Source organism: Streptomyces sp. L-9-10 (assembly GCF_004151105.1).
GTDB lineage: Bacteria > Actinomycetota > Actinomycetes > Streptomycetales > Streptomycetaceae > Streptomyces.
Genome location: NZ_PHRF01000034.1, coordinates 16,279 through 35,973, shown reverse-complemented (window position 1 = coordinate 35,973; position 19,695 = coordinate 16,279). Strand labels below are relative to the sequence as shown.

General features: G+C 67.6%; 23 protein-coding genes and 1 pseudogene. 13 read left to right on the top strand and 11 right to left on the bottom strand.

Features of this window, described 5'->3' with window-relative positions:
- Position 1 precedes the first annotated feature (1 nt).
- Both CU044_RS09030 and CU044_RS09025 read left to right on the top strand, forming a co-directional pair.
- The gene (locus CU044_RS09030) at positions 2 to 1,060 is read left to right on the top strand and encodes a CHAD domain-containing protein (RefSeq protein WP_129768009.1); all 1,059 of its coding nucleotides are present in this window, start codon (positions 2 to 4) and stop codon (positions 1,058 to 1,060) included.
- Between the two features lie 35 nt (positions 1,061 to 1,095).
- Positions 1,096 to 1,542 carry an NUDIX hydrolase gene (locus CU044_RS09025; RefSeq protein WP_129768008.1) on the top strand — a complete coding sequence of 149 codons (447 nt, stop codon included), beginning with the start codon at positions 1,096 to 1,098 and terminating at the stop codon, positions 1,540 to 1,542.
- A 56-nt stretch (positions 1,543 to 1,598) separates the two neighbouring features.
- On the opposite strand, the gene CU044_RS09020 is transcribed toward CU044_RS09025, so the two are convergent.
- The 5 genes from CU044_RS09020 to CU044_RS09000 form a co-directional block, all read right to left on the bottom strand.
- Positions 1,599 to 2,186: a cupin domain-containing protein gene (locus CU044_RS09020; protein ID WP_129768007.1), complete on the bottom strand. Its 588-nt coding sequence runs from the start codon at positions 2,184 to 2,186 to the stop codon at positions 1,599 to 1,601.
- Between the two features lie 98 nt (positions 2,187 to 2,284).
- Positions 2,285 to 2,734 carry a hypothetical protein gene (locus CU044_RS09015; RefSeq protein ID WP_129767959.1) on the bottom strand — a complete coding sequence of 150 codons (450 nt, stop codon included), beginning with the start codon at positions 2,732 to 2,734 and terminating at the stop codon, positions 2,285 to 2,287.
- 58 nt (positions 2,735 to 2,792) lie between these two features.
- A complete protein-coding gene (locus tag CU044_RS09010; RefSeq protein ID WP_345790126.1) occupies positions 2,793 to 3,062 on the bottom strand; it encodes a DUF397 domain-containing protein in 270 nt (89 codons plus the stop codon).
- Positions 3,063 to 3,160: 98 nt separating this feature from the next.
- Entirely contained in the window at positions 3,161 to 4,015 is an 855-nt protein-coding gene (locus CU044_RS09005; protein ID WP_240045450.1) for a helix-turn-helix transcriptional regulator, read from the bottom strand.
- A gap of 47 nt (positions 4,016 to 4,062) precedes the next feature.
- Entirely contained in the window at positions 4,063 to 4,590 is a 528-nt protein-coding gene (locus CU044_RS09000) for a DUF6879 family protein (RefSeq protein WP_129767957.1), read from the bottom strand.
- A 760-nt stretch (positions 4,591 to 5,350) separates the two neighbouring features.
- On the opposite strand from CU044_RS09000, the gene CU044_RS08990 reads away from it, so the two are divergent.
- Together CU044_RS08990 and CU044_RS08985 are read left to right on the top strand one after the other, a co-directional pair.
- Positions 5,351 to 6,217 (top strand): helix-turn-helix transcriptional regulator, encoded by an 867-nt coding sequence (locus CU044_RS08990; protein ID WP_129767956.1) that lies wholly within the window; start codon positions 5,351 to 5,353, stop codon positions 6,215 to 6,217.
- A complete protein-coding gene (locus tag CU044_RS08985; RefSeq protein ID WP_129767955.1) occupies positions 6,214 to 6,426 on the top strand; it encodes a DUF397 domain-containing protein in 213 nt (70 codons plus the stop codon). Before CU044_RS08990 ends, CU044_RS08985 begins: the two co-directional genes overlap by 4 nt.
- Before the next feature lie 86 nt (positions 6,427 to 6,512).
- Here the strand turns inward: CU044_RS08985 and CU044_RS08980 are convergent.
- Positions 6,513 to 7,362: pseudogene (locus tag CU044_RS08980) on the bottom strand (helix-turn-helix transcriptional regulator).
- Positions 7,363 to 7,372: 10 nt separating this feature from the next.
- Positions 7,373 to 8,128 (bottom strand): DUF6879 family protein, encoded by a 756-nt coding sequence (locus CU044_RS08975; RefSeq protein WP_129767954.1) that lies wholly within the window; start codon positions 8,126 to 8,128, stop codon positions 7,373 to 7,375.
- 211 nt (positions 8,129 to 8,339) lie between these two features.
- On the opposite strand from CU044_RS08975, the gene tgmA reads away from it, so the two are divergent.
- From tgmA to pstB, 8 genes are all read left to right on the top strand, one after another.
- Positions 8,340 to 8,624, top strand: coding sequence for a putative ATP-grasp-modified RiPP (tgmA, locus tag CU044_RS08970; RefSeq protein WP_129767953.1), 285 nt, complete (start codon positions 8,340 to 8,342; stop codon positions 8,622 to 8,624).
- On the top strand, positions 8,624 to 9,589 hold the full coding sequence (gene tgmB, locus CU044_RS08965) for an ATP-grasp ribosomal peptide maturase (protein ID WP_129767952.1): 966 nt from the start codon (positions 8,624 to 8,626) through the stop codon (positions 9,587 to 9,589). Before tgmA ends, tgmB begins: the two co-directional genes overlap by 1 nt.
- The gene (gene tgmC / locus CU044_RS08960) at positions 9,586 to 10,779 is read left to right on the top strand and encodes an ATP-grasp peptide maturase system methyltransferase (protein ID WP_129767951.1); all 1,194 of its coding nucleotides are present in this window, start codon (positions 9,586 to 9,588) and stop codon (positions 10,777 to 10,779) included. Before tgmB ends, tgmC begins: the two co-directional genes overlap by 4 nt.
- A 105-nt stretch (positions 10,780 to 10,884) precedes the next feature.
- The gene (locus CU044_RS08955; protein WP_129767950.1) at positions 10,885 to 11,193 is read left to right on the top strand and encodes a DUF6087 family protein; all 309 of its coding nucleotides are present in this window, start codon (positions 10,885 to 10,887) and stop codon (positions 11,191 to 11,193) included.
- 500 nt (positions 11,194 to 11,693) lie between these two features.
- Positions 11,694 to 12,821 (top strand): phosphate ABC transporter substrate-binding protein PstS, encoded by a 1,128-nt coding sequence (pstS, locus tag CU044_RS08950; protein WP_129767949.1) that lies wholly within the window; start codon positions 11,694 to 11,696, stop codon positions 12,819 to 12,821.
- 120 nt (positions 12,822 to 12,941) lie between these two features.
- Positions 12,942 to 13,946 (top strand): phosphate ABC transporter permease subunit PstC, encoded by a 1,005-nt coding sequence (pstC, locus tag CU044_RS08945; RefSeq protein WP_129767948.1) that lies wholly within the window; start codon positions 12,942 to 12,944, stop codon positions 13,944 to 13,946.
- Positions 13,943 to 15,022: a phosphate ABC transporter permease PstA gene (gene pstA / locus CU044_RS08940; protein ID WP_129767947.1), complete on the top strand. Its 1,080-nt coding sequence runs from the start codon at positions 13,943 to 13,945 to the stop codon at positions 15,020 to 15,022. The genes pstC and pstA overlap by 4 nt, the downstream gene beginning before the upstream one ends.
- Before the next feature lie 53 nt (positions 15,023 to 15,075).
- Positions 15,076 to 15,852 (top strand): phosphate ABC transporter ATP-binding protein PstB, encoded by a 777-nt coding sequence (pstB, locus tag CU044_RS08935; protein WP_129767946.1) that lies wholly within the window; start codon positions 15,076 to 15,078, stop codon positions 15,850 to 15,852.
- Positions 15,853 to 16,009: 157 nt separating this feature from the next.
- On the opposite strand, the gene CU044_RS08930 is transcribed toward pstB, so the two are convergent.
- On the bottom strand, positions 16,010 to 17,008 hold the full coding sequence (locus CU044_RS08930; protein ID WP_129767945.1) for an inorganic phosphate transporter: 999 nt from the start codon (positions 17,006 to 17,008) through the stop codon (positions 16,010 to 16,012).
- 5 nt (positions 17,009 to 17,013) lie between these two features.
- Positions 17,014 to 17,634 (bottom strand): DUF47 family protein, encoded by a 621-nt coding sequence (locus CU044_RS08925; protein WP_129767944.1) that lies wholly within the window; start codon positions 17,632 to 17,634, stop codon positions 17,014 to 17,016.
- 253 nt (positions 17,635 to 17,887) lie between these two features.
- Here CU044_RS08925 and CU044_RS08920 point away from each other — a divergent pair, with 253 nt between their 5' ends.
- On the top strand, positions 17,888 to 18,268 hold the full coding sequence (locus tag CU044_RS08920) for a metal-sensitive transcriptional regulator (protein ID WP_129767943.1): 381 nt from the start codon (positions 17,888 to 17,890) through the stop codon (positions 18,266 to 18,268).
- A 94-nt stretch (positions 18,269 to 18,362) separates the two neighbouring features.
- Here the strand turns inward: CU044_RS08920 and CU044_RS08915 are convergent, their stop codons facing one another.
- Both CU044_RS08915 and CU044_RS08910 read right to left on the bottom strand, forming a co-directional pair.
- Positions 18,363 to 18,587: a hypothetical protein gene (locus CU044_RS08915; RefSeq protein WP_030353475.1), complete on the bottom strand. Its 225-nt coding sequence runs from the start codon at positions 18,585 to 18,587 to the stop codon at positions 18,363 to 18,365.
- Positions 18,588 to 18,811: 224 nt separating this feature from the next.
- Entirely contained in the window at positions 18,812 to 19,639 is an 828-nt protein-coding gene (locus CU044_RS08910; RefSeq protein WP_129767942.1) for a hypothetical protein, read from the bottom strand.
- Between the last annotated feature and the right edge of the window lie 56 nt (positions 19,640 to 19,695).

Genomic DNA, 19,695 nt, shown 5'->3' with positions numbered 1-19,695 from the left:
AGTGGACACCGACCGGCTTACCTCGACAGGCCCCGGCGGGCTGACCGCGGGCGAGGTCCTGGCCGGCTATCTGCACTCCCACGCCGCCGACTTCCTGCGCGGCCTGCGGCTGTACGGGGAGAGCGGCGCGGACACGGCGGCGGCCGAGTCGGCCGCCCTGGCACTGCGCGGCGCGGCCCGCCGGATCGGGGGCGGCCTGCATACGTTCCGGCCGCTGCTCGACCCCGGCTGGGCCGACCAGCTCCGTACGGAACTGGGCTGGCTGTCCGGCACGCTGGCCCAGGAGCACGCCTGTACGGCCCGGCTGCACCGGCTGGTGGGGGCGCTGGCCAGGCTCTCGGGCGCGGCGCCCGTGCCCGTCGCCGTACCGGCCACGGCGCTCGGTTCCGTACCCGGCGCGCGTGCGGGGGCGGAGCCCGGCGGGCCGCAGCCCGGGACGCTCACCGTCGGCGCGTCCCGCGCGGGCGCGCTGCTGGAGCGGCAGCTGACCCTCGCCCGGACCCGCGCGCACTCGGCCGCGCTCCAGGCGCTCGGCTCGTCCCGCTTCCACGCGGTGGCGGACGCGGTGGCCGTGCTGGCCTCGGAAGTACCGCTGGCACCGCTCGCGAGCGCCCCGGCCGTCGAGGTGCTCGCCGGTCCCGGCGAGGCCACCGAGCGGCAGCTGCTGGACGCCGTCGCCGCGCTGCCGCTGGCGCGGGCCGCCCACCCGTACAACGCGGAGGCGCTGGTCCACGGCCTGGCGACGTCCTCGGAGGGCGAGGCGCAGGACGCGCCCTGGCATCACGTACGGCAGCTGCTGCGGCTGCACCGGTATGCCCAGGAGGTGTGGTGCCCCGGCGGCGCCCCCGACCCGGTGCTGCTGGGCGCGGGCCAGGCGCTGGACCGGCACCGCGACGCGGCCGAGGCGGCGGCAGCGGCGGCCAACGCGGCCCGCACCCCGCGGATCGCGCCGACGACGGCGTACGCCCTGGGCGTGCTGCACGCGGACCAGCGCCACGAGGTGGAGGCGGCGCGGTTCGCCTTCCAGCAGGTGTGGCAGAAGGCGGCGGTGGCACGGTGACCGCGACGCCGGGCGCGGGGCCGGAGTGGCCCGGGGTGCCGGATGGACACGCGGGGTCCGAGGAGCGCGGACAGGGCATCGTCCGCGCGGGCGGGTGCGTGCTCTGGCGCCGCTCGCCGTACGGGGGCGGCGGCACGGAGATCTGCCTGGTGCACCGGCCCAAGTACGACGACTGGTCCCACCCCAAGGGCAAACTCAAGCGCGCGGAGGACCCGTTGGCCGGGGCCCTGCGCGAGGTCCTGGAGGAGACGGGCCACCACTGTGTGCCGGGGACCCGGCTCGGTACCGTGCGCTATCTGGCACAGGGCCGCCCCAAGGAGGTCACGTACTGGGCGGCCGAGGCGACGGACGGCACGTTCGTCCCGAACGACGAGGTCGACCGCATAGTGTGGCTGGCCCCGCCGGCGGCCCGCGACCGGCTGACGCAGCCCCGCGACCGACTGCTGGTGGACGCACTCCTGAACGCGCCGCCCGGGACGTAGCGCCTGTCGGCAGAAAGCGGGCTGGGTCACGGGCCCAGGCGTCGGGGTCCCGCGGATCACGTCGTGTACTCCAGCTCAGTCACCGCGGCCTGCCGTACGAGCAGGGCGAGTTCGGCCACGTCCAAGGCCGCGAGGTACCGCACGAGCGCGTCGCGCGTCTCGTGCACGCGCTCGGCCAGCGCCACACCGCTGCGCCACACCCGCCAGGATTCGTTGAACTCCCTCATCGGCGCCTCCACCGGCGGGCGCCACAGTTGCCACCGCTTGACGCCCGCTGCCTGCACGATCACCGCCATCTGCTGATCCCAGTGGTGGCGAAGCCCCTGATTACCCGGCGGCGTCAGGAAGGCATGGACGTAATTCGAATATCCCGTTTCTTCCTGGATGGCCCGCGAGACCCTCGCCATGAAGGGAATGACCCTCTGGAGGTTGCCGAGCCGGAGGGTATATCCGTTGCGATAGAGCTTTCGGAGCTTGTCCGGATCGGTGCGGCCGTCGGTCATGAAAGCGTCGCGGTTGAGGGACGGGCCGGGGGCCTTCACCACCGCGATTTCGCTCGCCGGTACACATCCGGTGGCGATGTAGTCGTTGAGGAATGCCGAGGTGACAGTGCGGTCGAGCTCCGTGGTGTCGCGCTGGTACACACGTGGCTCGTCCGGCCAAGAGGTCAAGAGGTCGGCTACGCCGGTCTCCGGGAGCAGAAGGCTGAGCGACATGGCGTCCTTTCCCACCCGCTGAGCGGTCAGAGGGGCGGCATCGGGCACGGGATCTCGGGGAGGAAGCGATGGGGGCAGCACACGACTGAGAACGACACCAGATTCGAGGACTTGGTGTAGTGGACCCAGACGGCATCACTGCCTCGTTCGAGTGCGACCTCGGCATAGTCGACCTTCGTGTCCAAGTCGATGTACGCCTGCTTGCCGCCCTCACGCTCCACGGGCAGGTTGGCTCCGTAGGTCTTCTTCAGCCAGTCCACGGCGTCGGCGAGATCCGTCCATGCACGGTCCGCCGACGTCTGGCTCCGGCGCATCAGCCAGTGACCGGTCTGCATCGGCGGCATCGTGGAGGCGAGGAACGCACGGGTCTGCTCGTCGTTGGGGTGTGCCCCTGGGCGGCGTAGTCCCTCCTGCCCGTAGGCGTCCCTGCCGCCGGTCCAGGGGCCGTACCCATGCCAGTGTCCTGACCAGCTCATCCGTGCCTTTCTTGGGTGTCTCGGGCCGCATGCGGTGCGGCTGGAGAAGGAAGCCGAATCAGAGGATGAGGCCGTGCTTCCTGACCCACCCGATGGCGAAGTCATTGAGCTCCTTCTCGGTGAAGCGGAGCTCGCGACCGGCGCCCTCGGGCTTGCTGTCGTGGAGGACGTACGAAGGCGTCGCGCCCGGGATCGCACCGACTTCGACACACGACTCGTGCTCGCCACCCAGGTTGCCTCCGCAGAAGTTCTCGAACTCTGCTCCTTCGGTAGGGAGGCAGTAGATGGCGTTGAGCGGTTCGGTCTCGGCTTTTGCCACAGTTGCCACAGTGATCACCTCGCGCTGCGTAACGCTTACTGACGTGAGGTAGAGCATCGGCCTATGGCTCTACGAGCCTCAATGAACTTCTACGGACTTGCGCGGATTCACCCGAGCGCGTCGATTGCGGCAGTGATCAACTTGCGGGCGTTCGCTCCGTAGACCGCGATGCTGGAGAGCTCTTTGAACGTACGTACATACTCGGCGACTTCACGCGGCTGCGTCACCGTCAGATTCGCCGACACCAGTTCCACCGATGCCCGTACGTCGTCGAAGAGGGAAAAGGACTCGGCCGGCCACGCATTACCCCGCTCGGTCCCCATGGGGATGACACCGAGACTCACGGATGGTTGGGATGCCACCGCGATGAGATGGCCGAGTTGGCCGCTCATGATGCGGGCGTCGCCGATCACTGTGCGGAGAACCCACTCCTCCACGAGCATGGCGAATCCCTGATGGCCTGAGCGAAGGACGCGTTGACGTTCCATTCGCACCGCGACAGCGGCGTCAACGTCATCCGGAGCATCCCGCAGGGCAACCACCGTGTTGAGTACGGCACGGGTGTAGTCGGGAGTTTGCAGGAGACCGGGAATGACCCAAGACTGGTAGAAGCGGAAGCGCCGGGTTCTCTCGAAGAGCGGCAGCACAGACTGCTGCACCTGCCGGAGGCCGCCCCTCTCCAGGCGCCTCCACTCGACGTACATGCCCTCGATGCCACGGACCGTGGCGATGAGGTCAGCGGTCTGGTCCTCCGCGTCGCACAGCCTTGTCCAGACGCGGATGTCGGCGTCGGAGGGCGGTGTCCTGCCGTTCTCGATGCGCGAGGTCTTGGACTCGTGCCACCCGGCCGCCGCCGCCAAAGCCCGTGCCGTCATGCCGGAGTCCTTCCGGATCTCACGCAGGCGCGATCCGAGGGCTTCCTTGGCTTGCTGGACGCTCGATGACGGCGACGACGGGGCCACAGGAGAAGTGTGCCTGTTTCACTCGTAGCTCAGGTTGCACTCGCAGCTCAGGACGGCCTGTACTCCTCGTGCGGCACCGCCCGTTCCCAGACCGCCTCGAAGGCCGCCGAACAGAGCTGTGCAACGCCAGGATCGGCCGTGCGCTCCTCGTCCCCCTCTGGGGAGAGTTCCCCTTCTCCGGTGAAATGGAGAAACACGACCAGACTGTCGTCAAACAGCCAGAAGTCATTGCCGGGGAGGGCCAGATCCGAAGCCCGGCGGCGGGGAAGCCAACGAACCTGCTCGCCGCCGGCGGCGTTACCGGCCGTCATGTGGTGCTCGAACCGGATGTAGTCACTGATCGGCTCGGAGACGATCCGAGCCCGGCGAACCGCTACGCCGCGGCTCGTAATCTCACGCATCAACCCCAGCCAAGGGCGGCGATCCGGATCACTGTCGGCAGGGATAGTGCGCCTGTCCTGCTGCCAGGCGATAAATCGCGGATCCGACCTCATGTAGCCGTCCCGCATCTCCAGGTGCACCGCCGACCGATTGGCGAGCCGGAACAGCTCGTCAAACGTCGGTTCCATCGCCACTGCGGACCTCCGTGAAGGGCTTCACCATCTAGGCCATGATGACGTCAACGCACCGGCCCCTGGTGGACGGTGGGCCCACCGGGGCCTTCTACGTGTCGGTCTATGTGACGTCGGGGCAGTCTTCGACTCCGCACACTGGCAGGCCGAGGCGGACGCCTCTGCTCTGCGTGATGACCAACACGTCCCCCAACGCGTCCGCCAACCGGGCTGTCAGACAGTCGACTTCCAGGGCCCCCGGCCCGGATTCCGCGAGCTCGTCCAGCGCCTGTTCGTGCAGCCTGAATGCCTGGGCGAGCTGAACGGCTTCGATCCGGTCGGCGAGCCTGGACACAGGGCCGGTGCCGGTGCCGTCCGTCGAGAGCTAGCAGGGCCGACCGTCTTCGTCGGTCCAGGGGAGCAGCCGCAGCGGGCGTCCGTCGATGTTCACCGGATCACCTCCGGGCCGTACGCGCTCGCACGATGCCAGCGGCGCGGCTTCGTCAACAGGGCGGGCAGCAAGACGAGTGCATGAGCAAGGGAACTGATCACGTCTTCAACTTCCTTTCGCATAGCGGCTCATGTCGACCCGACCTGACGGGCACGCGATCAAAGTTCACTTCGCGTCTCAGGAGGGTCACCATGCGTGACACAATGAGCATGATGCCGAGAAAGGTTTCTAGGCAAGTGGGTCAGTCAAGTTTCTAAATAATGTGAGGAATCGGCACATGCAAGACTCCGCTACCTGTGTAAAGTCCAGCCCGAGAGAGGCGGTGACCAACGCATGGCAGATGCCCGTCCAAACCTGATGCGTCGTCGACTCGGCTTGGCGCTACGTACGTTGCGACAGCGATCCGGCCTCAACCTGCCGGACGCGGTGAAGCTGCTGGGGCTCTCCGGTCCCTCCGCGCTGAGCAAGATCGAGAACGGCAAGCAGCGAGTCCCCGCAACCTCGTTGGACAAATACTTTCAGGCATACGAGGTACGGGACGAGCAGCGGATACAGGAGATCCGGCAGTTGGCCGCGCAGGCTTCGTCGTCACGACGTACCAATCTGTTCGACCAGTACCGCGATGCCGTCCGCGACCCCTTCGCCGACTACCTCGAACTCGAAGAACTCGCCGTGCACACGGACTGCTACGCGGCCCAGCTGATTCCGGGACTGTTGCAGACACCGGAGTACGCGTACGCGGTAGTTGAAGGCAGCGGCAAGTGGGGAACCGCGCGCGAGGTGCGCACATTCGTGGAACTGCGCATGAAGCGCCAGCAGGCGCTCCGACGTGAGCGTCCTCTGTCCATGTGGTGCGTACTGGACGAAGCCGCGCTACGCCGGGCCATGGGAGGGGCACAGGTGCTCGCGGGCCAGCTGCGTCACCTACTCGACGTTTCTGAGGCACTTCCCGGCGTGGATGTGCAGGTGCTCCCGTTCAGCGTCGGCGTCCACGCGGGTATCGACGGAACGTTCACCTTGTTCCGGTTCGACGCGGGCGACCCGCTGGTCGTGCTGGAGCCACTGACGAGTTCCCTCTACTTGGAGGAAGATGAACACGTGGGACGCTACGACGTCGCGCTCAACCACCTGCGTGCGCGGGCGTTGGACATTCCGGCGTCACGCGAGTTCATCAAGGGCCTCATCAAGGAGGAAGCTTGAGTAGCAAGGCTGACCCGAAAGCCGTCCGCTGGGTCAAGAGCAGCTTCAGCTCAGGCGGCGACAATTGCGTCGAGGTGGCCGTCACGAACGCCACCACCGGCATCCGCGACTCCAAGATCCCGCACGGTCCCCGGATCGCCGTCACCACCACTGCGTTCACCACGTTCCTCAGTGGCGTCAAGGCCGATCGGCCGAGTCGTACCGCCTGAGCCAGAAACCCCAAGAACCACGAAGAGGGCTCGCCCCGGATCGCCTCCCCAGTGCCACCAGCAGCGGAGTGGGCCCATCCCACACGTCATTGCGTGGAAAGCATCCGGGCCGCTCGCGTGATGATGCGGTGGGCTTCAGCGTCATAGACCGCGGATTCGTTCAGCGTGTCCCACACCCTGAGGTACGTGGCGAGGCCGACGTTGTCGTCCACCCACAATTCCATGCCAGTCCTCGGTAATAACAAGCCGGTCATCGAAGATCCAGAATCCGTTTGCGGCCGGGATCTTGAGCGAGGCGCTGAAAGGAACGATACCGAGTTCCACTGTGTCCATACCCATGACGCCGGCCAGCCTGTCCAACTGCGTTGCGAGTACGGGGGGCGGACAGACCAAGGCGTGCAGGGCGGCCTCCCACATGATGACGCGTAGCTTTCTGCCCGACCGGTACAGCCATTCCTGACGCTTCGTCCTGGACCGGACCGCAGCCTCGGTGTCCGGCGTGGTCCCGTGGAGTTCCGCGTACAGGGTGAATATGTGGTGCGCATAGTCGGGGGTCTGCAGCATGCCTGCGACAACGGACTCTTCCCAAACGCGGATGGTATGGGACCGGTCAACCTGCGTGTTCCACGTATCTTGCACAGGCCGGTGCCCGTTGGCGAGCTGCCGCCGCCACGACCGGATGTGAGACTCGAAACCCCGGAGCCGTGACGCGAGTTCGTCGTATGCGTCGGGGTGCCCGGTCGCTTCCGCCCATGCTCGCAGGTCCTCGGGGGTTGCGGTCTGCCGTCCGTGCTCCAACTTGCTGATCTTCGAGTTCGGCCAGCCGAGAAGCGCCGCCAATTGCGAACCGGTGAGCCGACCGTCGGGTCCCGAGAGACGGAGTTCACGGAGCCGTACTCCAAGGGCGACCCGCGCTTGCTGGTAGTCCGTACTCACCGGTTCATGCTCACTGTTCTGCCGCAGCCACCTGCACCGCGAACTCGTCGTAACGGATGGCGTGATGCAAGGCTGCGTCACGCGTCTGGGCGTAGCGGTTGACCTCAACCGGATCCGTGATCGCTTCAACGCTGAGGAGGTTGTCCACGTCGTCGAAGTGAAGCAGTGCGATCATCCGTGAATCGAAGATCCAGAAGTCTTCGGCGGGCAGCCGCAGCCGGTCGGCGTCCGCACGCCACAGGTTGCGCATCTCCTCACCTGTGGCCGCGTTGCGCCGCGCGTTGTCGAGAAGGTACAACTGCCCGGTAGTCGGCGGGTTGTCCACGATGCGGACCCTGCCGACGCGCTTTCCTTGTGATGTCTGATGACGCATGTTCGTGCACCACTCGTCATCGAGATCCCACTGCACGGTGCCCGTCTCCACGAACTCTCGGTAGGTCTCGTCTTCTCGGTCGGAGGCATAGCCGCGCCGCGTTTCGAGCCGCCACGCCGAATGTTCGAACGTCTCGAAGAGCCGGTCGAATTCTTCCAAGCTGATCATCTGGGGCACGCGGCCGATCTCCTTGGGACCGAAGTGTACGAGCAGTTCTCGCGGCACGACGATCGCGGACTCCCCGGCCGTGAAGTGCTGGAGCTGGGCGGTTTCTTCGGGGTCCGTGAGTGGTTTGCCCTGGACGATCCACTCGCCTGAATCGATGTCCTCATGCAGTGCGGGACAGCCGCCGTTCTTGCTGTCCGTGCCGTTGAAGCGCAGCCGTCGAGCCATGGTCGAGTCCTTCCGCTGGGGCCGAGCCACCAGCATCACTGAACCTGTGGGCTCACGAGACAGGATGCAGCCAACCATGCGAGAAAAAACAAGAAAATGTGGCCTTGATTGAGAAAACTCAAGAAATATCCGTGGTGATCGCAACGTTGCGTCTCTAACGTCCTTCCCGAGCCCAACCGGGCCGGGACCGACGAGAGGAAGGGGACGCGGCATGACCGCGGCCACCGGAACCGAAAGCACCACGTCTGCCACGCACCTCACCACCGCCCGCCCTTGGGGGGCCGGCCGCCTCGCTCCGTATCCGATCACTGTTCGCCGCCCGCACGCCACAGTCATCATCGATCCCGCCACGCAGGTCGGCGTATTTCGCGACCGGTCCGGCCGGGTGGTCGAGATGGGCAAGCACGGCACCAGTTCCGGCACCGAGACCTCCACGACCACCAATTCGGACTCGCAGAACGATCAGGGCCACGACCAGGACAGCCAGCAGGACTGATGTCGGCGACCCATGAGAGGCCGGTGCTGGTGGCCACCGAGGCGGATGACGTCACCGCCGACATGGTGATCACCGAACTCAACCGGCGAAATGTGCCGGTGGTCAGATTCAACCCCGCCGACATCGGCGCGAGCCTGACTGTCTCGGCCCGGTTCGGTATCCGCCCGGCCCCGGTGGCCGGGCGGATACGTACCCTGTCGAGAACCGTCGGCCTGGCCCAATTGCGGGCGGTGTACTGGCGCCGTCCCGCCTGGCCCACCTTCCAGCACTTGACCGGCGACGATGCGCGGTTCGCTGCCGCGCAGGTCCGTTACGGACTCGGGGGCACCCTTTACGCCCTTGACGGTCCGCTGTGGGTCAACCATCCGCTCCGCAACTCGGCCGCCGATTACAAGCCCGCTCAACTTGCCCTCGCCCAACGGCTCGGCCTCACCGTGCCGCCGACGCTCGTGACCAACGATCCGGGTGAGGCGCGCGAATTCATCACCGCCCACGGACAGGTGATCTACAAAACGCTGCGGTGGACCCCGTACGACCGCGACGGAGTCCCGGTGACGGGGTGGGCGGACCCGGTCTCCGCCGCCGAGATCGATGACAGCGTGAGCGTGACGCCACACCTGTTCCAGGCCCGCGTGGACAAGGTCGCCGACGTGCGGGTGCTGGTGATCGGCCGGCGAACCTTCACCGTACGGATCGACTCCTGTTTGCTCGACTGGCGCAGGGACTACGCCGCCCACACCTACACCGTGGTCGAGCTGCCCGACCACGTGAACAAGGCGCTCCTCGCCTGCCTGGACCACTTCGGCCTGGCGTCCGGGAGCTTTGACCTCGCCGTGGACCGGGAGGGTGACTACTGGTGGCTGGAGCTGAACCCCAACGGCCAATGGGCGTGGCTGGAGCAGAGGACCGGACTGGAGATGTCCGCAGCATTCGCTGACCTGCTCACACGAGGAGAATCCCCATGACCGACACGGCGCCCGACCGGCGTGCCCTCGCCGACCGGCCGGAGAAAGCCGGTGTCCTCACCACTCCCCAGTGGCGAGCCGCGGTGGAAGCCGTACCGCGCGAGCTGTTCCTGAACCCCGGGGTGTTCCTGCCCATGGACGGCGGCCGGTGGCGGCCGGTCAGGGCAGTTGGAGCCAACCCAGCCGAGTGGGGGCGGATCGCCTACAGCGACCAGTCCCTGACCACTCAGCTCGACGGATACCTGACCGCCGATCAAGCCGGTGACCTCGTGACGGGCGTGCCCACGTCGTCGTCCACCACTCCGGTCACCGTCGTCGGCATGATCGAGAACCTGGACGTGGAAGAAGGGCACCAGGTGTTGGAAATCGGCACGGGCACCGGTTACTCCTCGGCTCTGATGTGCCACCGCCTCGGCGAAGACAACGTGACGACGGTCGAGGTGGACCCGGCGGTGGCGGCCCGTGCGGATGCCGCGCTGGAAACGGCCGGGTTCTCGACGTGGACCGTGACCGGGGACGGGCTCCTTGGGCACCCGCACCGCGCCCCGTATCACCGGGTGATCGCCGCCTGTGCCGTCCGCCGTATCCCCCACACCTGGATTCGGCAGACCAGGCCGGGCGGCATCATCCTGGCCACCGTCGGCTCCTGGCCCTTCGGCACCGGCCTTGCGAAGGTCACCGTGGGCGAGGACGGTACTGCCGAAGGGCGGATCACCGATCGCTCCTCATTCATGCAGGCGCGATCTCAGGCCGCGGTACCGGTGTCCGGGGACCTGTCCGCCCGCACAGCCTACGCCGACAGCGAGCGGGCGACGAAGGTACCGCCCGTGGTGCTGGAGGAGTGGATGCCCGCCTTTCTCGCCCAGCTCGCCGCACCCGGCGTGCAGTTCGTCCGCGCCGCGACGAGCGACGGTACCCAACTCCTGTACGTCTTTGACCCGGAGCGGGAGTCATTCGCCGAATTCACCGCTGACGGCGATGGCTGGACCGTCCGCCAGGGTGGCCCCGTGGCCCTGTGGGACGACATCGAACGGGCTCTCACCGCGTGGCAGGACGCGGGAAGCCCCGATATCACCGCCGTACGGCTTCGCATCACCGCCGACTCCCACACGTACTGGATCGATGACGACCCGGCACTGCGTTGGCAACACCGCCTCGCCCGACCGCCGGCACAATCCCGAGCCTCCTGAGCGAAGTCAAAGGGCGCTGCAGTGCCCGATGCCCTCCGACGACGCGGGAGGCCCCGTCGGCCGCTGCCCTCCCCGGATAGCCACCGCCGATCCTGGGGAAGCACAGTGGACGACGAGCCACTGAAGGACTGGGCGGAGCGCCATGACGCGAAGACTGGCAAGCTCCGCGCCGCGCCCGTCACCGGCGAGGGCAGTCTGAGGGGCTCTCACGTGAGCCCGGACGCGCCGCGAGTCATCGAGAGGTGGAACGGCAGCTCCTGGGAGTTCCACGCCATCGTGCCGAACCTCGCAGAGGCGAAGCGCCTGCTCTGTCCAGAGGCGTCCGCGCCGGAGCCGAGCCCTGCCCCCAACACCTTGGGGCCGGGCACCGGCAAGCACCGCAAGCCACAAGCGCCACGCTCGGACCGGCACTGACCGTCAGGGCTGCCGGGCTCGTCCGCTCTCTCCCCTCGTGTCGGACGGCCATGGCTCCTCCGCCTCCGGGATGAGCCACCGCAGCACCGCCTGAGCCCCGCGACCGGCTACTGGTGGACGCGCTCCTGAACGCGTCGCACGCGACGTAGCGGTCCGTACGCACGTGCCATAGCGGCCCGCACGCGACGTAGCGGCCGTACGCCGCACAGCGGGCCGTACCCGACGTAGCGCGCCGTACGCGGCACGGCCCCGGTCACCATGTGGCGCTTTCGTGATCGCGAGTACGCCCTCCGTACACCCAGTCGGGTGTACGGCACGCGCGCCGGAACCACACCGCCCCGCGAGGTTCACCTTCCGTTCACCCGCCCCCGTCGGCGGCTTCACCTGATCTGCCTAATTTCGGCCTTACACGGTGACGGTCATAGCGCCGCACCAGCCACCCCGACGCACGCCGCCGTACAAAGGCTCAGACCGGCGGCTCCTGGAAGGAAACACCCGAAGTGAAGCTTCAGCGCAAGAACGGGCTGCGCGCCACCGCGCTCGGTGCCCTCGCCGTCTCCGGCGCCCTGGTTCTCACGGCGTGCGGTTCGGACGACAACGCCCCCGAGGGCACGGCGACGAAGTCCTCGGCCGCCACGAGCGCGGTGTGCAAGGACGCCAAGGGCCAGCTGCTCGCGTCCGGTTCCAGCGCGCAGAAGAACGCCATGGACCTCTGGATCAAGAACTACATGGCCACCTGCACCGGCGTGGAGGTCAACTACAAGTCCTCGTCGTCCGGCGAGGGCATCGTCGCCTTCAACCAGGGCACGGTCGGCTTCGCCGGCTCCGACTCGGCGCTGAAGCCCGAAGAGGTCGCCGACTCGAAGAAGATCTGCACCGGCGGCCAGGGCATCAACCTGCCGATGGTCGGCGGACCCATCGCGATCGGTTACCACCTGGAGGGTGTGGACAGCCTCGTCCTCGACGCCCCCACGCTCGCCAAGATCTTCGACAGCAAGATCAAGAGCTGGGACGACGCGGCGATCAAGGCGCTCAACCCCGACGCCAAGCTCCCCAAGAAGCCGATCCAGGCCTTCCACCGCTCCGAGGACTCCGGCACCACGCAGAACCTCGGCAAGTACCTGGGCGCCACGGCCTCGTCCGACTGGAAGTACGAGGCCGAGAAGAAGTGGCCCGCCCCCGGCGGCCAGGCGGCTTCCGGTTCCTCCGGTGTCGCCACCCAGGTGAAGCAGGTCGACGGCTCGATCGGTTACTTCGAGCTCTCCTACGCCACCTCGCAGCAGATCTCGACGGTCAAGATCGACACGGGCGCCAGCGCCCCGGTCGAGGCGACCTCCGAGAACGCCTCCAAGGCCATCGCCGCCGCCAAGATCAAGGGCACCGGCAAGGACCTGGCCCTGGACCTCGACTACACCACCAAGGCCGACGGTGCCTACCCGATCGTCCTGGTGACGTACGAGATCGCCTGCGACAAGGGCAACAAGCCCGAGACCCTGGCCACGGTCAAGTCCTTCCTGACCTACACGGCCGGCGCCGACGGTCAGGCGCTGCTCTCCGAGGCCGGCTACGCGCCGATCCCCGCCGAGATCAACGCCAAGGTCCGCGAGACGGTCGACTCCCTCTCGTAACCACAGAGCGACAGGTGACGGCCGCCGGTCCACGGGATCTCTCCGGACCGGCGGCCGCCACCTCATCCGGTGCACCGCCGCCAGGGGAGCCAGCCCTCCCCCACACAGACCGGAAAGACCATGGCTTCCACCACATCGATAGACACCCCACCACCGCCGCAGCCCCCACGTACCGACCCGCCGTCGGCGGCCACCTCCACCGGGCGTGCGGGCGACAAGATCTTCTCGGGCCTCTCCAGGGGCTCGGGCATTCTGCTGCTCGTCATCATGGCGTCGATCGCGGGGTTCCTCGCCTACCGCGCCACCATCGCCATCTCCAAGGACGAGGGCAACTTCCTCACCACGTTCGACTGGAACCCCTCCGCGTCCCCGCCGGTCTTCGGCATCGCGGTCCTGCTCTTCGGCACGGTCGTCAGCTCGATCATCGCGATGGTCATCGCGGTTCCGATCGCTGTCGGCATCGCGCTGTTCATCTCGCACTACGCGCCCCGCAAGGTGGCCGCGCCCCTCGCCTACGTCGTGGACCTGCTGGCCGCCGTGCCGAGCATCATCTACGGCATCTGGGGCGCCCTCGTCCTGGTGCCGTATCTCGGCGGTCTGAACTCCTGGCTCGACCAGTACTTCGCCTGGACGTACATCTTCGACCAGACGCAGCCCGGCGTGGCCCGCAACATGCTCACCGTCGGCATCCTGCTGGCGATCATGATCCTGCCGATCGTGACCAGCGTCAGCCGTGAGGTCTTCCTCCAGGTCCCGCGCATGAACGAGGAGGCGGCGCTCGCCCTGGGCGCCACCCGCTGGGAGGTCATCCGGCTCTCGGTGCTGCCCTTCGGACGCTCCGGTGTCATCTCCGCGTCGATGCTGGGACTCGGCCGCGCGCTCGGCGAGACGATGGCCGTCGCCACGGTCCTCTCGCCGAACTACCTGATCTCGCTCCATCTGCTCGACCCGGGCGGCGGCACGTTCGCCCAGAACATCGCGGCGAAGTTCGACGAGGCCGATGAGTTCGGGCGCGACGCCCTGATCGCCTCCGGTCTGGTCCTCTTCGTCCTCACTCTGCTGGTGAACGGCGCGGCCCGTCTGATCATCGCGCGCCGCAAGGAGTACTCGGGGGCCAACGCATGAGCCGCGCAGCCGTTAAGGACACACCGACCCAGGTACCGCCCCCCGGCGGGCCGGGCAGCCTCAGCCAGCGCAGCCTCCCCCGCTGGGCACCGGCCGGCTTCGCCCTCCTCGGCGTCCTCGTCGGCGTGGGCGTCGGCGCCGCCGCCGGTCTCGACAGCAAGGTCCAGTGGGGCCTGATCGCGGTCATCGCCTTCGTCGTCATCTCGTACGTCGTCACGACCACCGTCGAGAACCAGCGCCAGGCCAGGGACCGGCTGGCCACCAGCATCGTCTGGGTCTGCTTCGTCCTCGCCGTCATCCCGCTGTTCTCTCTGCTCTGGACGACGATCAGCCGCGGCATCGAGATCCTCGACGGGTACTTCCTGTCGCACTCCATGGCCGGTGTGCCCAGCGCCGAGGTCGGCGGCGGTGTCTACCACGCGCTCCTCGGCACGCTGGAGCAGGTCGGCATCGCCACCGTCATCTCGGCGCCGATCGGGCTGCTGACCGCCGTGTACCTGGTCGAGTACGGCAAGGGCGCGCTGGCCAAGGCCGTCACGTTCTTCGTGGACGTCATGACCGGCATCCCGTCCATCGTCGCGGGTCTCTTCATCCTGTCGATCGTGCTCATGTTCAAGATCGAGCCGTCCGGCCTGCTCGGAGCGCTCGCGCTGGCGATCCTGATGATCCCGGTCGTGGTCCGCTCCACCGAGGAGATGCTCAAGCTCGTACCGAACGAGCTGCGCGAGGCATCGCTCGCCCTCGGCGTACCGAAGTGGCGCACGATCCTCAAGGTCGTCCTGCCGACCGCGATCGGCGGTATCACCACCGGTGTGATGCTCGCGATCGCGCGTATCGCCGGTGAGACCGCGCCGATCATCCTCCTCGTCTTCGGCAGCCAGCTGATCAACCCGAACCCCTTCGAGGGTGCGCAGTCCTCGCTGCCCTTCTACATCTACGAGCAGTACAAGGCCGGCGAGGTGGCCTCGATCGACCGTGCCTGGGCAGCGGCCCTGGTGCTGATCGCGTTCGTCATGATCCTCAACCTGGTGGCGCGCGGCATCGCCCGCTGGAAGGCCCCGAAGACCGGCCGCTGAGGCCTCGATATCCGGCTCCGCCGCGCGGGGCCACGAAAGAAGCAGTGATTGACATGGCCAAGCGAATCGACGTCAGCGGTCTGACCGCCTACTACGGCTCCCACCGGGCCATCGACGACATCTCGATGACCGTGGAGCCCCGCTCCGTGACGGCCTTCATCGGCCCGTCCGGCTGCGGCAAGTCCACCTTCCTGCGCACCCTCAACCGCATGCACGAGGTCACCCCCGGTGGCCGGGTCGAGGGCAAGGTCCTGCTGGACGACGAGAACCTGTACGGGCCGAACGTCGACCCGGTCGCGGTGCGCCGTACCGTCGGCATGGTCTTCCAGCGTCCGAACCCGTTCCCGACGATGTCGATCTTCGACAACGTCGCGGCGGGCCTGCGGCTGAACGGCACGGTCCGCAAGAGCGAGCTGGCCGAGGTCGTGGAGAAGTCCCTCAAGGGCGCCAACCTCTGGAACGAGGTCAAGGACCGCCTGAACAAGCCCGGTTCCGGCCTCTCCGGCGGCCAGCAGCAGCGTCTGTGCATCGCCCGCGCGATCGCGGTCGAGCCGGACGTGCTGCTGATGGACGAGCCCTGCTCCGCCCTCGACCCGATCTCGACCCTCGCCATCGAGGACCTGATCGGGGAGCTGAAGGAGCGCTTCACGATCGTCATCGTGACGCACAACATGCAGCAGGCGGCGCGCGTGTCGGACCGTACGGCGTTCTTCAACCTGGCCGCCGTCGGCCAGCCCGGCAAGCTCATCGAGATAGACGAGACCGAGCGGATCTTCGCCAATCCGTCCGTGCAGGCGACGGAGGACTACATCTCCGGACGCTTCGGATAGGCGGCAGCCGTCCTGCGGTGCTGCATGGCGGTGCCACCGCACGGCGAAGGGCCCGCCCCCTCTCCCAGGGGGGCGGGCCCACTTCTTTGTACGGCTTCTTTGTACGACTTCTTTGTACGGCTTCTCCGTACGGGCGGCTCAGCTGTGTACGGGCGACTCAGCCGAAGGCCAGGTTCACCAGCCAGAAGCTCACCGCCGCGACGAGTGCCGCAGCGGGCATCGTGATGAACCAGCCGAGAATGATGTTCTTGGCGACCCCCCAGCGGACCGCGTTGACCCGCTTCGTCGCCCCCGCGCCCATGATCGCCGAGGTGATGACATGCGTCGTGGAGATCGGCGCGTGGAACAGGAACGCCGAGCCGAACATGATGGACGCGCCCGTCGTCTCCGCCGCGAACCCCTGCGGCGGGTCCAGCTCGATGATCTTCCGGCCGAGCGTCCGCATGATGCGCCAGCCGCCCGCGTACGTGCCGAGGGACAGCATCAGCGCGCAGACGATCTTCACCCAGACCGGGATCGCGTCTCCGGAGTCCTCCACATCGGCGATGACCAGCGCCATCACCACAATGCCCATCGTCTTCTGGGCGTCCTGCAGACCGTGCCCGAGCGCCATACCCGCCGCCGAGACGGTCTGGGCTATCCGGAAACCGCGCTTGGCCTTGTGCGGGTTGGTCCTGCGGAACAGCCACATGATCGCGACCATCACCAGATATCCGACGACCAGGCCGACGACAGGGGAGACGAACATCGGGATGACGATCTTCTCCAGCACCCCGCCCCAGATGACATCGGTGCCGCCGGCCAGCGCCGCGCCCACCATGCCGCCGAACAGCGCGTGGGAGGACGAGGACGGAAGCCCGAAGTACCAGGTGACCAGGTTCCAGACGATCGCGCCGACCAGCGCGGCGAAGAGGATGCCCATCCCCCGCGATCCGTGCGGCGTGGCGATCAGGCCCTCGCTGACGGTCTTGGCGACCCCCTGGCCGAGGAACGCGCCCGCGAGGTTCATCACCGCGGCCATCGCCAGAGCCGCACGCGGGGTCAGTGCCCGGGTCGAGACCGAGGTGGCGATGGCGTTGGCGGAGTCGTGAAAGCCGTTGGTGTAGGTGAAACCGAGCGCGACGGCGACGGTCACGATCAGCGCGAAGGTGTCCACGTGGTTCAGGACTCCTTGACCGCGATGGTCTCCACCGTGTTCGCGACGTGCTCGAACGCGTCGGCGGCCTCTTCGAGCACGTCGACGATCTGCTTGAGCTTGAGCACCTCCATCGCGTCGTACTTGCCGTTGAAGAGGTGGGCAAGCAGCTTGCGGTGGATCTGGTCCGCCTGGTTCTCCAGCCGGTTGACCTCGATCCAGTACTCGGTGAGGTTGTTCATCGTCCGCAGGTGCGGCATCGCCTCGGCGGTCAGCTCGGCGGCGCGGGCGAGCACCTCGATCTGCTGCTCGACACCCTTGGGAAGCTCTTCGATGTTGTAGAGGACGACGAGATCGACGGCCTCCTCCATGAAGTCCATGATGTCGTCGAGCTGGGACGCGAGGCTGTAGATGTCCTCACGGTCGAACGGCGTGATGAAGGAGGAGTTGAGCTGATGGAAGATCGCGTGAGTGGCGTCGTCGCCCGCGTGCTCCGCTGCCCTCATCCGCTCCGCGATCTCGGCCCGGGCGGAGGAATCCGCCCCGAGGAGTTCCATCAGGAGCTTGGAGCCCGTGACGATGTTGTCCGCGGACGCGGCGAACATGTCATAGAAGCTCGTCTCCCTGGGGGTCAGACGAAATCGCACGTGGGGTCCTCGGGTTACATGGGATTCGGTCAGGGGTGATGCTAGGCGCAACATCCGGCCACGGCTAACCGGCAAGTTCCCAGTGTCACCCATGGTGGCAAGGCGAAAAGCACAGGCCCCTGCCCCCGGCCCCAGAGACGGGTAACATATACCCAGGTAGGGTATACACCCCTTTTCGGACAGCACCATCACAGCACCATCACCATCCACCGGCATCCATCGGTATCAGCTGACAGCACAACGGGAGGACGCGATGACGACCACTGAGGCGGCCGGCGTGACGGGCACCGCCGCCGCCGTCACCACCGACGCCGTCACCACCGACGCCGTCACCACCGATCACGACCGCGGGGTGCACGGCTACCACAAGCAGAAGGACGAACACCTCAAGCGGCTGCGCAGGATCGAGGGCCAGATCCGCGGCCTCCAGCGGCTGGTCGACGAGGACGTCTACTGCATCGACATACTGACCCAGGTCTCCGCCTCGACGAAGGCGCTCCAGTCCTTCGCGCTCCAGCTCCTCGAAGAGCACCTGCGCCACTGCGTGGCCGACGCCGCGGTCAAGGGCGGCGAGGAGATCGACGCGAAGGTGGAGGAGGCGACCAAAGCGATCGCCCGGCTGCTCCGTACCTGACGTGCCTGTGACGCACCCGACACGTCAGAGGGACGTGACATACATGACGTCCGCGACGCCGACCGCCCCATGACCACCGGGGCGGCCCCGGCGGTCACTCCCCGCAGGAGTCTCTTCGCCGGGGCCCCCGGGACGTCCCCGGATGGCGAGGGGCGGCGGGCCGTTCCGCCCTCACGTTCAGCACCTCGTCGATACGGTCCGGGCTGAGCCGTTCCCCGTCCGCGGCCGACGCCGCGATCATCAACTCCCCGCACCACTCGATCTCGGCGAGGGCCACGTGGTCCTGGACGTTCGGCGTGCGCAACAGAGCCACGTGCATTCACCTCTTCCTGCCGGTGTCGACTTCCTAGCGTAGGGAGCGTGATACACACCGCGCATGGCACGTCTGGACCATTTCCGCCTTGGTCCTCTGTGGTTACGGCTTGATTTGATCTTGCCGATCGCGCCATGAAGCCTTCGCGTTCGGCACACCGCGCGCCGGGCGCCGGACCGCACACCGCACGCCGGGCGCCGCACGCCGCGACACCGCGGCCCGCGCTCCGCTCAGGACTTGATCTCCCCGGCGAAGATGTCGTCCTGCGGGGGCAGTGTGACGGCGACCGGCTCCCCGAACGCGTACAGCAGCGTCGTCGAGGCGACCGCGACCGTACGCCCCTGGTTGACATAGCTGAACCGGTGCCTGACCTTGCGCAGCCGCCCCGCGTCGTCCAGATACGCGTCGAACGGCACCGCGTCCTCGCCGAACCCCTTCGCCGCCGCGCCCAGCGCCCCGCGCGCGTACGGCGACGCGGCCTTCGCGGCCCGCCCGATGTCGGTGACACCCTTGTAGTGCCAGACACGGGTGCCGGCGAGATCCTGCTCGGCGACAAAGGTCACATTCCTGGCGGCACGCAGCAGTTCGGCCGCGGTGAGCGGATCCGTCGCCCCGCCGGTGACCAGATTCCCGTCCTCCAGCGTGGTCGAGTCGACCCTGACCCACTTGTCGGCGGGCACCCCGGCGCCGCGGTTCTTCATGTACAGCGCGCCGGGCGAGAGCAGTTCGGTGATCGGCCGGTGCTCGCTCGCGCCGGCGGGCTCCTTGGGCAGGACGACCCGGAGCCGCCCCATGCGCTCGCCGAAGTCGTAGCCGCCCTCGCCGCGGATGGTCACGCGCGTCCCGCCGGCGGCCATCTCCATGGACGTACTGGCCTTCGAACTGCCCGCCGCGAGCAGCGCGTCGGCCGCCCTCAGCACGGCCGCGGGATCACTGCCGGGCCGGTCGTCGGCCACGGCGCCACCGCTCCCGGAACAGCCGGCGGTCGCGGCCACGACCCCCGCCATGGTCACGACGGCGAACGCCACGCCCCTGCGTCTGTGCTGCTGCACCACCATCGCCTGCCAACCCCCAACGCCCGACCGCCGCTTGTCCGAAGCCCACCCGCTCCGGA